The organism is Terrabacter sp. P2_E3 (assembly GCF_056403915.1).
In genome coordinates this window covers 318,002-329,768 of record NZ_JBFUEN010000001.1, presented here as the reverse complement: position 1 = coordinate 329,768, position 11,767 = coordinate 318,002, and the positions used below count along the sequence as shown (strand labels likewise).

The window sequence follows — 11,767 nt, the reverse complement described above, 5'->3', positions numbered from 1 at the left end:
GACCCGCGATGCTCGAGCTCTCCGACCTCCGCACGGTGCCGCTCTTCGACGGACTGGACGACGACCAGCTGCTGCAGCTGCTCGACGGCGGCGCCGAGGTGCCGATCGTCCCCGGCGAGGTGGTCTGGCTGGAGGGTGACCGGGCCGACTTCTGGTGGGTCGTCGTGGACGGGACGCTCGACCTCTCGCGTCACATCGGGCGAGAGGACGTCGTCGTCGGCCGCATGGACGTACCGGGTCGCTGGGCCGGTGGGTTCCGGGCCTGGGACGAGCACGGGGTCTACCTCGCGACGGCCCGTGGCGTCGCGCCCGGGCGGCTGTTGCGGGTCCCGGCCGAGCGCCTCCACGAGCTCGCGAACGTGTGGTTCCCCTTCGCCGCGCACCTCGTCGCCGGCCTCTACGGCACGGCGCGGTCGATCGAGGCGACGGCCCGCCAGCGCAGCGGGCTCGTCACGCTCGGGACGCTCGCGGCCGGGCTGGCCCACGAGATCAACAACCCCGCGGCTGCCGCGGCCCGGTCGTCCGCCGAGCTGGAGCACGCCTGCGACGGTCTGCTCGATGCCCTGCGCCAGATGGCGACGGCCGGCCTGACCGCGACCCAGTTCGGTGAGCTCGACGCGCTGCGCCGCGAGCTCGTGCCGCCGACGACGTTGCCCGACCCGCTCGAGACGGCCGACCGCGAGGAGGACCTGGGGGAGTGGCTCGACCGGGCCGGGGTCGAGCGGCCGTGGGAGCTCGCCGCGTCCCTCGTCTCCGCCGGCGCCGACGTCGGCTGGGTCGAGCGGGCCGCCGCCGCGGCACCGTCCCACGGGCTCGGCGCCTGTCTCGGCTGGGTGGCCCGCACCATCGACGTCTCATCGCTCCTCGGCGAGGTGCGCGAGTCGACCCGCCGCGTGTCCGAGCTCGTCGCCGGCATCAAGTCCTACTCGCAGATGGACCGCGCCTCGCACCAGCGGGTCGACGTCCGAGAGGGGCTCGAGAGCACCCTGCTCGTCATGGGTCCTCGGCTCCGTCCGGGCATCACGGTGGTGCGCGACTGGGGCGCTGACGTGCCGCTCGTCGACGGGATGCCGGGCGAGCTCAACCAGGTCTGGACCAACCTCGTCGACAACGCCGTCGACGCCATGGACGGCGTCGGCACCCTCACCGTCACGACGCGCCTCGACGCGGAGTCCGTCGTCGTCGAGGTCGCGGACACCGGCGCGGGGATGAGCCCGGAGGTGCAGCAGCGCGCGTTCGAGGCGTTCTACACGACCAAGGACGTCGGCCGCGGGACCGGCCTCGGCCTCGACATCGCCCACCGCATCGTCGTCGATCGCCACGGCGGGGCGATCGAGATCGAGTCACGGCCGGGCGACACCCGCATGCGCGTGCGCCTCCCGGTCCACGCCGCCCACGCTCCCGCGCCCTGACCACCGGGCCGGCGGGACGGCATACGCCATCGCGTCGTCAGCGTGTGGTCACCGATGGCGTATGCCGTCACGCCGCGTCAGGCGGTCACCAGCCGCGGGCGCGCCACTCGCCCAGGTGCGGCCGCTCCGCGCCGAGGGTGGAGTCGTCGCCGTGGCCGGGGTAGAACCACGTGTCGTCGTCGTAGACGTCGAAGACGCGGGTCGTGACGTCCTCGATGAGCGAGTCGAAGCTCTGCCCGGGGTTCTTCGTGTTGCCGATGCCGCCGGGGAACAGGCTGTCGCCGGTGAAGAGGTGGGTGCGCCCGCCCGGCGCGGGGTCGGCGTAGGCGAGCGCGATCGACCCCGGCGTGTGTCCCCGCAGGTGGACGACGTCGAGGGTCACGTCGCCGACGGACACGGTGTCGGCCTGGCCGACGCGCTCGTCGACCGGCACGGGCAGCGCGTCGGCGTCGTCGGCGCCGGCGACGGTGCGGGCGCCCGTCGCCGCGACGACCTCGGCGAGCGCACCGACGTGGTCGTGGTGCTGGTGCGTCGTGACGACGGTGTCGAGGCCGCCGCTTCCGGTGGACACGAGCTCGAGCAGTCGCTCGGGCTCCGCCGCCGCGTCGACGAGCAGCTGCGCCCCGGTGGCGCGACAGGTCAGCAGGTAGGCGTTGTTGCCGAAGCCGCCGACCTCGAGCTTGCGGATCGTGAGGTCGGGCAGCTCCCGGACGCCGGCCGGCCCGCCCGCGGTGACGTGACCGGAGTAGGCGTCAGGGGGCGTGTGCGTCATCGTCAGCCTCCGAAGGGCAGGGTCGGGACGGGGCCGTCGAAGGTCACGCCGTCGGTGTGTCCGCGGGCGAGCCACAGAAGCACGTCGGCGGCTGACCCGGTCACCCGCGTCACACCGTCACCGAGGACGTGCTCGTCGCCCTCGGCCGTCACGACGTGCAGCGACGGGGGAGCCTCGTCGTGCGCGAGGCGGTTGGCGGCGTCGCGCAGGAAGAGCGACACGACCTCCGGCGGGGCGCTCGCGAAGGTGTAGCCGGCGTCGAGGTCGACGTGGTGGTAGACGACCTCGCGCAGCCGCATGAACGGGACCATCCCGACCGGGATCGGGAAGCCGCCCGGGGTGCGCTCGACGCGGACCTCGGCGTGCTCGGGGCGGAGGGCCTCGAGCCGCTCGGCGAGGCGGGCCGCCGTGTCGCGGATGTCGGTCGCGTGGTCGTGCGCCGACCGTCGGGCGCCGCGCTCGATGTCGGTGTCACGCGACTCGACGTCGTCGTACATCGTGTCGGCGGTGCCGGTCAGCGCGACGTCGCACACGCGCGCGAGGGCGTCGGCGTTGCGAGCGAGGTGCGCGAGCACGTGGCCGCGCGACCAGCCCGCGCAGAGCGACGGCGCGAGCACCGCGTCGTTGCGGAAGGAGGCCGCCGTCGAGGCGACCCTGTCGGTCTCGGCCGCGACGAGCGCGGGTGTCACGTCGGCGTGCCTCATGCCGTGGCCCTCCCGGGTTGCTTCTCCGTCTCCGAGTCGGACGCCGCGCCCGAGGCCCTGGCGAGGGCGAGGGCGGCGCCGACGAGCGTCAGGTGCGAGAACGCCTGCGGGAAGTTGCCCACCATGCGCTTCGCGATCGGGTCGTACTCCTCGGAGAGCAGTCCGACGTCGTTGGTCAGGCCCACGAGCCGGTCCATCAGCTCGGTGGCCTCCGTCGTCATACCCGCCTTCGCGTAGGCGGTCACGAGCCAGAAGGAGCACGCCAGGAAGGGGTGCTCGTCGCCCGCGAGACCGTCGACCCCCGTGTCGGTGCGGTAGCGCATCACGAGTCCCTCGCGCAGCAGGTCGGACTCGACGGCGGCGATGGTGCCGAGCATCCGCGGGTCGTCACCGTCGACGAAGCCGATCGACGAGAGCGTGAGCAGGGACGCGTCGACCTCGGTGGTGTCGTAGTGCTGGACGAAGGTGTTGCGCTCGGTGTCGAAGCCCTTCGTCATGACCTCCTCGCGCACCTGGTCGCGCAGCTCGCGCCAGTGCTCGACGGGCCCCTCGACGCCGTGCTGCTCGACGGCGCGGATCGCACGGTCGAAGGCGGCCCACACCATGACGCGCGAGTGGGTGAAGTGCCGCAGCGGGCCCCGGATCTCCCAGAGGCCGTTGTCGGCCTCCTCCCAGTGCTGGGCGAGGTGGTTGACGAGCGCCCGCTGCAGGTGCCAGGAGTCGTCGTTCTCCTCGAGTCCCTTCGACCGCGCGTGGTCGAGCGAGATCATCACCTCGCCGAGCACGTCGGTCTGGCGCTGCTCGACGGCCGCGTTGCCGACGCGCACGGGGCGCGACCCGGCATACCCGGGCAGGTGCTCGAGCACCCGCTCGGGGAGGTCACGGCCGCCGTCGACGCGGTACATGATCTGCATGTCCTCGGGGTCACCGGCGACGGCGCGCAGCAACCACGCCCGCCACAGCTCGGTCTCCTCGACGTAGCCGCAGCCGAGGAGGGCCTCGAGCGTCAGCGCGGCGTCGCGCAGCCAGCAGAAGCGATAGTCCCAGTTGCGCTCGCCCCCGAACTCCTCCGGCAGCGACGTCGTGGCGGCGGCGACGATCCCACCGGTCGACTGGTGGGTCAGGCCGCGCAGCACGAGCAGCGAGCGCGTGACCGCGTCCTCGTAGGGGCCGGCGTAGTCGCTGCGGGAGGCGTACTCCTCGCTCAGCGCGATCGTCTCGTCGATCCGGGCGCGGACCCGCAGCGGCGGCGGAATCTCCTCGTGGCTGCGGAACCACGTCGTCGAGAAGGTGAACGTCTGCCCGGCGACGACGTCGAACTCGTCGACGTGGTGGCCGTCCTGGGCGTGGGGGAGCCGCGCGCCGCGCAGGACGAGCATGTCGGGGCCGGCGATGGCCGTGATGATCTCGTCGGTGTGGTCCTCGCGGTCCTCGGTGTGGCGCATCACCCACGGGCGGGTGCGGCCGTAGTTGAAGCGCACCGTCCACTCGTGGACCATCCGGACCGTGCCCTCGACGCCCTCGATGCGGCGCAGGAGGTCGGAGCGACCGTCGCCGAGCGGCATGACGTCGGTGACGCGGACCCGGCCGGTGGGCGTCTCGTGGATCGTCTCGAGGACGAACGAGTTGCCGACGTAGCGGCGGGTCGTGACCGCGTCCGGGTCGACCGGCGTGATGAGCCAGCGACCGTGGTCCGGCGTGCCGAGCAGCGCCGAGAAGCAGGCGCGCGAGTCGAAACGGGGGAGGCACAGCCAGTCGACGGAGCCCTTGCGGCTCACGAGGGCGGCGGTGCCGAGGTCGCCGAGCACGGCGTAGTCCTCGATCGGGGTGGGCACGGGCTCACTCATGACTGCGAGTATGCCGTCCTGCCGGGTCCGGCGCTCCCGTCGCCCGGGCGTGTGGCGGGGTGGGTACGTCCGAGTCATGTCCAGCCTTGAGCCGCCGATGGGGGGACTGTCGGTCACCCCACCTAGCATGTTGCGCGTGACTGCTACGCCCACCGGCAACGCCCATTCCCTCGTCGTCCGCGGCGCGCGCGAGCACAACCTGCGCGACGTGTCCGTCGACCTCCCACGCGACAGCCTCATCGTCTTCACCGGGCTCTCGGGGTCGGGCAAGTCGAGCCTCGCGTTCGACACGATCTTCGCGGAGGGGCAGCGTCGCTACGTCGAGTCGCTGTCGGCGTACGCCCGGCAGTTCCTCGGGCAGATGGACAAGCCCGACGTCGACTTCATCGAGGGCCTCTCGCCCGCGGTCTCCATCGACCAGAAGTCGACCAACCGCAACCCGCGCTCGACCGTCGGCACCATCACCGAGGTCTACGACTACCTGCGCCTGCTCTTCGCCCGCGCGGGCCGGCCGCACTGCCCCGTCTGCGGTGAGCCCGTCACCCGGCAGTCGCCGCAGCAGATCGTCGACCAGCTCCTGACCCTCGAGGACCGCACCCGCTTCCAGGTGCTCGCGCCCGTCGTGCAGGGCCGCAAGGGCGAGTTCGTCGACCTCTTCGCCGAGCTCCAGACGAAGGGCTTCTCGCGCGCCCGGGTCGACGGCGAGGTCGTGTCCCTCGCCGAGCCCCCCGCCCTCGAGAAGCAGAAGAAGCACACGATCGAGGTCGTCGTCGACCGCCTCGTCGCCAAGGGCGACGACGCCGGCTCGAAGCGTCGCCTCACCGACTCCGTCGAGACGGCCCTCGGCCTCGCCGGCGGCGTGGTCATCATCGACTTCGTCGACCGCGACGCCAAGGACAAGGACCGCGAGCGCCGCTTCTCCGAGAAGATGGCCTGCCCCAACAACCACCCGCTCGGCATGGACGAGATCCAGCCGCGCTCGTTCTCCTTCAACTCGCCGTTCGGCGCCTGCACCGAGTGCACCGGCATCGGCACCGAGCTCGAGGTCGACCCCGAGCTCGTCGTGCCCGACGACGACCTGTCGCTCGCCGAGGGCGCCATCGCCCCCTGGGCGCAGGGGTCGGGCTCGGCCGAGTACTTCCAGCGCGTCATGGGCGCGCTCGGCGAGGACATGAAGTTCTCGATGGACGCGCCGTTCCGGGCGCTGCCGGCCCGCGCCAAGGAGGCGCTGCTGCACGGCCAGAACTACAAGGTCCACGTCAAGTACAAGAACCGCTACGGCCGCGACCGCTCCTACACGACCGGCTTCGAGGGCGTCGTGCCCTTCATCAAGCGCCGCCACTCCGAGACCGACTCCGAGTGGAGCCGCGACCGCTACGAGGGCTTCATGCGCGAGGTCCCGTGCCCGGTCTGCAAGGGCGCGCGCCTCAAGCCCGAGTCCTTGGCCGTGCTCGTCGGTGGCAAGAACATCTCCGAGGTCTGCGGGCTCGCCATCAACGAGGCGGCCGGCTTCCTCGACACCGTCGACTTCACGGCGCGCGAGAAGCAGATCGCCGAGCGCGTCATCAAGGAGATCGACGCGCGGCTCGGCTTCCTGCTCGACGTCGGCCTCGACTACCTCTCGCTCGACCGCCCCGCCGGCACCCTGTCCGGTGGCGAGGCCCAGCGCATCCGGCTCGCGACCCAGATCGGCTCCGGCCTCGTCGGGGTGCTCTACGTCCTCGACGAGCCCTCGATCGGCCTGCACCAGCGCGACAACCACCGCCTCATCGAGACGCTGACGCGCCTGCGTGACCTCGGCAACACGCTCATCGTCGTCGAGCACGACGAGGACACCATCGCGACGGCCGACTGGGTCGTCGACATCGGCCCGGGTGCCGGTGAGCACGGCGGCCACGTCGTGCACTCCGGCACCGTCAAGGGACTGCTCGAGCATCCCGACTCGCTGACCGGCATGTACCTCTCGGGCCGTCGCGAGATCCCGTCTCCCGACGTGCGCCGCGGCCACGACGGACGCCAGATCACCGTCAACGGCGCCCGCGAGAACAACCTCCAGAACGTCTCGGTGAACTTCCCGCTCGGCAACCTCGTGGCCGTCACCGGCGTGTCGGGCTCCGGCAAGTCGACGCTCGTCAACGACATCCTCTACAACGTCCTCGCCAACAAGCTCAACGGTGCCCGCCACGTGCCCGGACGGCACAAGTCCGTCACGGGCCTCGACCATCTCGACAAGGTCGTGCACGTCGACCAGAGCCCGATCGGGCGCACCCCCCGGTCGAACCCCGCGACCTACACCGGCGTCTTCGACAACATGCGCAAGCTCTTTGCCGAGACGACGGAGGCCAAGGTGCGCGGCTACCAGCCGGGCCGGTTCTCCTTCAACGTCAAGGGCGGCCGCTGTGACGCGTGCTCCGGCGACGGCACGATCAAGATCGAGATGAACTTCCTGCCCGACGTCTACGTCCCGTGCGAGGTGTGCCACGGGGCCCGGTACAACCGGGAGACGCTCGAGGTGCACTTCAAGGGCAAGACGATCGCGGACGTGCTCGACATGCCGATCGAGGAGGCCGCCACGTTCTTCGAGGCGGTCCCCGCGATCGCGCGTCACCTCAAGACCCTCAACGACGTCGGCCTGGGCTACGTGCGCCTCGGCCAGCCGGCGCCGACCCTCTCCGGTGGTGAGGCCCAGCGCGTCAAGCTCGCCAGCGAGCTGCAGAAGCGCTCCACCGGACGCACCATCTACGTCCTCGACGAGCCGACCACCGGCCTGCACTTCGAGGACATCCGCAAGCTCCTCGACGTGCTCCAGGGCCTCGTCGACAAGGGCAACACCGTCATCGTCATCGAGCACAACCTCGACGTCATCAAGAACGCCGACTGGATCATCGACATGGGGCCCGAGGGCGGCTCCGGCGGTGGCATGGTCATCGCGGAGGGCACGCCCGAGGACGTCGCCGAGGTGGCCGCCAGCCACACCGGCCGGTTCCTCAAGCCGATCCTCGAGCGGACGGCCCGCACGACGAGCCGCGGCCCGGCACGCACCCGCGCGAAGAAGGCCCCGGCCTCTGCGGGCGCGGCGGGCTCGGCCGGCTCACAGCGCGCTGACGGCGCGGGCACATCGACGGCGCGCACCGTGAAGGCACAGACGACGACGAAGGCAACGAAGGCAGCCACGGCACCGAAGGCGAGCGGACGCGCAGGAGGAGGTGCCACCACCGCCGCTGCGAAGAAGACCACGTCGAGCACCACCGTGAGCAAGACGAGGTCGACCACGACCCGGAAGAGGAACGCATGACCGAGCGCACGCACTCCAGCACCACCGAGCCGACCAGCAGCACGAGCACCTCCGACACTCCGCCCACCACTCCGTCCGTCCTCCCAGCCGCCGGGCCATCCACCGGCCCGTCCACCGGCACCGCCGAGCCGAGCCTCGGCGACCGCATCTCCGTGCTCACCGACCGCCGCGGCGTCCTCCGGGTCGCCGGGGTCGTCGTCGGGGCCGGGGCGCTGGCTGCCTGCAGCAGCCCGCCCGTCCCGACGGCTCCGGCCGACTCGTCGTCGAGCAGCGCTGCGGCGGCTCCGTCCTCCGGGGCGAGCTCGGCCGCCGCCGGTGGCACCCCGACGTCCGAGATCCCCGTCGGCGGCGGCAAGATCTTCGCCGACACCAAGACCGTCGTCACCCAGCCGGCGGCCGGCACGTTCAAGGCGTTCGACGCGGTGTGCCCCCACCAGGGCTGCACCGTCGCCTCCGTCGAGGGCGGCCAGATCATCTGCCCCTGTCACCAGAGCCACTTCGACGCCACGACCGGCGACCGCGTGTCCGGCCCGGCACCCACCGGCCTGACCGCCAAGACCATCACCGTCACCGGTGACACGTTCACCGTCAGCTGAGCGTCACCTGCTGTCGTATGCCGCCCGGTCGGTGCCCCCTCGGCGCCCGGCCGGGCGTCGTGCGTCCGGGCCCAGCACCCTCCGGGCGCGGTCACGGATCCGCCGACACGGCATACGCGAGGACGCCCTGCGGCGGCGTCGGCGGGCCGACATAGGGTGGGAACGTGGCGGACCCGACGACCTACCGACCCAAGCCGGGAGAGATCCCGACCGACCCGGGCGTCTACCGTTTCCGCGACGCGCACGGCCGGGTCATCTACGTCGGCAAGGCCAAGTCGCTGCGCCCGCGGCTGTCGTCCTACTTCCAGGACATCACGGCCCTGCACCCGCGCACCGCGACGATGGTCACGACGGCGAGCTCGGTCGAGTGGACCGTCGTGCGCACCGAGGTCGAGGCCCTGCAGCTCGAGTACTCCTGGATCAAGGAGTTCGACCCGCGCTTCAACGTCAAGTACCGCGACGACAAGTCCTACCCCTTCCTCGCTGTGACGATGGGCGAGGAGTTCCCGCGGGCCCAGGTCATGCGCGGCGCCAAGCGCAAGGGCACTCGCTACTTCGGGCCCTACGGCCATGCCTGGGCGATCCGCGAGACCCTCGACCTGCTGCTGCGGGTCTTCCCCCTGCGCACGTGCTCGTCCGGCGTGTTCAAGCGCGCGACGGCGAGCGGTCGACCGTGCCTGCTCGGCTACATCGACAAGTGCTCGGCCCCGTGCGTCGGCCGCGTCACCCCCGAGGAGCACCGGGCCATCGCCGAGGACTTCTGCGACTTCATGGGCGGCAACACGACGCGCTTCGCGAAGCGCCTCGAGACGCGCATGAAGGAAGCGGCCGCGGAGCTCGACTTCGAGCAGGCCGCCCGGCTGCGCGACGACATCGGGGCCCTGACCAAGGCGCTCGAGAAGCAGGCCGTCGTCCTCGGTGACGCCACCGACGCCGACGTCTTCGCCCTCGCCGACGACGACCTCGAGGCCGCGGTCCAGGTCTTCCACGTCCGGGGTGGACGCATCCGCGGCCAGCGGGGCTGGGTCGTCGAGAAGGAGAGCGAGGACATCCCGACCCTCGTCGAGCACCTGCTGCTGCAGGTCTACGGCGACGCCGAGCGCGACGCGATCCCGCGCGAGGTGCTCGTCCCGAGCCTGCCGGCCGACCCCGAGGCCGTCACCGAGTGGCTGTCGTCGGTGCGCGGCTCCGCGGTCAGCGTCCGCGTGCCGCAACGCGGCGACAAGCGCACCTTGAGCGAGACGGTCCGGCGCAACGCCGAGCAGTCGCTGGCCCGGCACAAGGTGGCCCGCGCCGGCGACCTGACGCTGCGCAGCAAGGCGCTGCAGGAGCTGCAGGACTACCTCGGCCTCGACGACGCACCGCTGCGCATCGAGTGCTACGACGTCAGCCACGTCCAGGGCACCAACGTCGTCGCGTCGATGGTCGTCTTCGAGGACGGACTCGCCCGCAAGAGCGAGTACCGCCGCTTCATCGTCCGGGGCGCGGCCACCGAGGACGGCGAGCCGGTCACCGTCGACGACACCGCCGCGATGCGCGAGGTGCTGACCCGCCGGTTCCGGCGCTACCTCGAGGACGCCGAGGGAGCGGGCGACCTCGACCTCTCGACGGGGGTCGTCGGCGGGGCGACCGACGGCGCGGCCGGCCCCGACGCGACGGGTCCGTCGGACGACGACGGGCCGTCCGCCTCCGGTCCGATCGACCCTGAGACCGGACGGCCTCGACGGTTCGCCTACCCACCCAGCCTCGTCGTCGTCGACGGCGGCCTGCCGCAGGTCAACGCCGCCCAGGCCGTGCTCGACGAGCTCGGCATCGAGGAGGTCGCGCTCGTCGGGCTCGCCAAGCGCCTCGAGGAGGTGTGGGTCCCGCGCGACGACCACCCGGTCATCCTGCCCCGCACCAGCGAAGGGCTCTACCTGCTCCAGCGGCTGCGCGACGAGGCCCACCGCTTCGCGATCACCTTCCACCGGCAGCGGCGGTCCAAGGCGATGACGACCTCCCAGCTCGACGGCATACCCGGGCTCGGCGCGAGCCGTCAGAAGGCGCTGCTGCGCCACTTCGGTTCGGTCAAACGCCTTCGCGCGGCGGACACAACGGACATCATGGCCGTACCCGGCTTCGGCCGGTCGCTTGCTTCGGCCGTCGTCAACCACTTGGCTGAGGGAGCACCCCAGGAGCCAGCCGTGAACCTCACGACGGGAGAAGTGCTCGAATGACCGCCGACACCAGGCGCACACCGCAGACGCCCTTGGCCGATGCTCCGATCGTCATCGTCACCGGGATGAGCGGGGCCGGACGCAGCACGACCGCCAACGTCCTCGAGGACCTCGGGTGGCTCGTCGTCGACAACCTGCCACCGCAGCTGCTCACGCACCTCGCCGAGCTGCGCGACGAGGCCCGCGCCCAGCACCCCGAGGCCCACCTCCAGCAGGTCGCCGTCGTCGTCGACGTGCGCTCGCGTGGCTGGTTCGCCCAGCTCGAGGGCGCCATCGGTGCGGCCCGCGAGCGCGGCGAGCGTCCCAGCCTCGTCTTCCTCGACGCCACCGACGAGGCGCTCGTCCGCCGCTTCGAGAGCGTGCGCCGACCGCACCCGCTCCAGGGCGAGGGTCGGCTCCTCGACGGCATCCAGCGCGAGCGCGAGCTGCTCCTCGACCTGCGCTCGTCGGCTGACGTCGTCATCGACAGCTCGGGCCTCAACGTCCACCAGCTGAGCGCCAAGCTCTCCTCGCTCTTCGCGGGCGACCGGCGCGTCCAGCTGCGCATCGCGGTCATGTCGTTCGGCTTCAAGTACGGCCTGCCGCTCGACGCCGACGTCGTCTTCGACATGCGCTTCCTGCCCAACCCCTACTGGGTGCCCGAGCTGCGGGCGCTGACCGGGCGCGACACTCCCGTCAGCGAGTTCGTCATGAAGCAGGAGGGCGCCGACGAGTTCCTCGACCGCGCCGGTGACCTGCTCGACACGATGATCGACGGCTACGTCCGCGAGGGGCGCCGCTACGTCACCGTGGCCGTCGGCTGCACCGGCGGCAAGCACCGGTCCGTCGCGATCGCGGAGGCGCTGAGCGGGCGGCTCGGCGGCCGGGACCGCGTCGACACGTTCGTCGTCCACCGCGACCTGGGTCGGGAGTGACCGGGACGACT

General features: G+C 71.9%; 8 protein-coding genes. 5 read left to right on the top strand and 3 right to left on the bottom strand.

Annotated features, from left to right (window positions below):
• Positions 1-8 precede the first annotated feature (8 nt).
• The gene (locus AC1DW8_RS01555) at positions 9-1,412 is read left to right on the top strand and encodes an ATP-binding protein (protein WP_056776701.1); all 1,404 of its coding nucleotides are present in this window, start codon (positions 9-11) and stop codon (positions 1,410-1,412) included.
• Positions 1,413-1,497: 85 nt separating this feature from the next.
• On the opposite strand, the gene AC1DW8_RS01550 is transcribed toward AC1DW8_RS01555, so the two are convergent.
• From AC1DW8_RS01550 to AC1DW8_RS01540, 3 genes are read right to left on the bottom strand one after another with little or no spacing between them, the layout of a single operon-like run.
• Positions 1,498-2,184: an MBL fold metallo-hydrolase gene (locus AC1DW8_RS01550; RefSeq protein ID WP_478091364.1), complete on the bottom strand. Its 687-nt coding sequence runs from the start codon at positions 2,182-2,184 to the stop codon at positions 1,498-1,500.
• Positions 2,185-2,186: 2 nt separating this feature from the next.
• Entirely contained in the window at positions 2,187-2,888 is a 702-nt protein-coding gene (locus AC1DW8_RS01545) for a maleylpyruvate isomerase family mycothiol-dependent enzyme (protein WP_478091362.1), read from the bottom strand.
• Entirely contained in the window at positions 2,885-4,735 is a 1,851-nt protein-coding gene (locus AC1DW8_RS01540) for a glycoside hydrolase family 15 protein (protein ID WP_056776710.1), read from the bottom strand. The genes AC1DW8_RS01545 and AC1DW8_RS01540 overlap by 4 nt, the downstream gene beginning before the upstream one ends.
• Positions 4,736-4,862: 127 nt before the next feature.
• Between AC1DW8_RS01540 and uvrA the strand changes: the two genes are divergently transcribed.
• From uvrA to rapZ, 4 genes are all read left to right on the top strand, one after another.
• Entirely contained in the window at positions 4,863-8,030 is a 3,168-nt protein-coding gene (gene uvrA / locus AC1DW8_RS01535; protein ID WP_478091359.1) for an excinuclease ABC subunit UvrA, read from the top strand.
• Positions 8,027-8,626, top strand: coding sequence for a Rieske (2Fe-2S) protein (locus AC1DW8_RS01530; RefSeq protein ID WP_478091357.1), 600 nt, complete (start codon positions 8,027-8,029; stop codon positions 8,624-8,626). The genes uvrA and AC1DW8_RS01530 overlap by 4 nt, the downstream gene beginning before the upstream one ends.
• 164 nt (positions 8,627-8,790) lie before the next feature.
• A complete protein-coding gene (uvrC, locus tag AC1DW8_RS01525; protein WP_442273594.1) occupies positions 8,791-10,842 on the top strand; it encodes an excinuclease ABC subunit UvrC in 2,052 nt (683 codons plus the stop codon).
• The gene (gene rapZ, locus AC1DW8_RS01520) at positions 10,839-11,756 is read left to right on the top strand and encodes an RNase adapter RapZ (RefSeq protein WP_056776719.1); all 918 of its coding nucleotides are present in this window, start codon (positions 10,839-10,841) and stop codon (positions 11,754-11,756) included. The genes uvrC and rapZ overlap by 4 nt, the downstream gene beginning before the upstream one ends.
• The last annotated feature ends 11 nt before the right edge of the window (positions 11,757-11,767 follow it).

Excerpts from the sequence above, each read along its gene's own strand:
- AC1DW8_RS01555 (WP_056776701.1), top strand. The coding sequence starts at position 9 with ATGCTCGAGCTCTCCGACCTCCGCACGGTGCCGCTCTTCGACGGACTG.
- AC1DW8_RS01550 (WP_478091364.1), bottom strand. The coding sequence starts at position 2,184 with ATGACGCACACGCCCCCTGACGCCTACTCCGGTCACGTCACCGCGGGC.
- AC1DW8_RS01545 (WP_478091362.1), bottom strand. The coding sequence starts at position 2,888 with ATGAGGCACGCCGACGTGACACCCGCGCTCGTCGCGGCCGAGACCGAC.
- AC1DW8_RS01540 (WP_056776710.1), bottom strand. The coding sequence starts at position 4,735 with ATGAGTGAGCCCGTGCCCACCCCGATCGAGGACTACGCCGTGCTCGGC.
- uvrA (WP_478091359.1), top strand. The coding sequence starts at position 4,863 with ATGTTGCGCGTGACTGCTACGCCCACCGGCAACGCCCATTCCCTCGTC.
- AC1DW8_RS01530 (WP_478091357.1), top strand. The coding sequence starts at position 8,027 with ATGACCGAGCGCACGCACTCCAGCACCACCGAGCCGACCAGCAGCACG.
- rapZ (WP_056776719.1), top strand. The coding sequence starts at position 10,839 with ATGACCGCCGACACCAGGCGCACACCGCAGACGCCCTTGGCCGATGCT.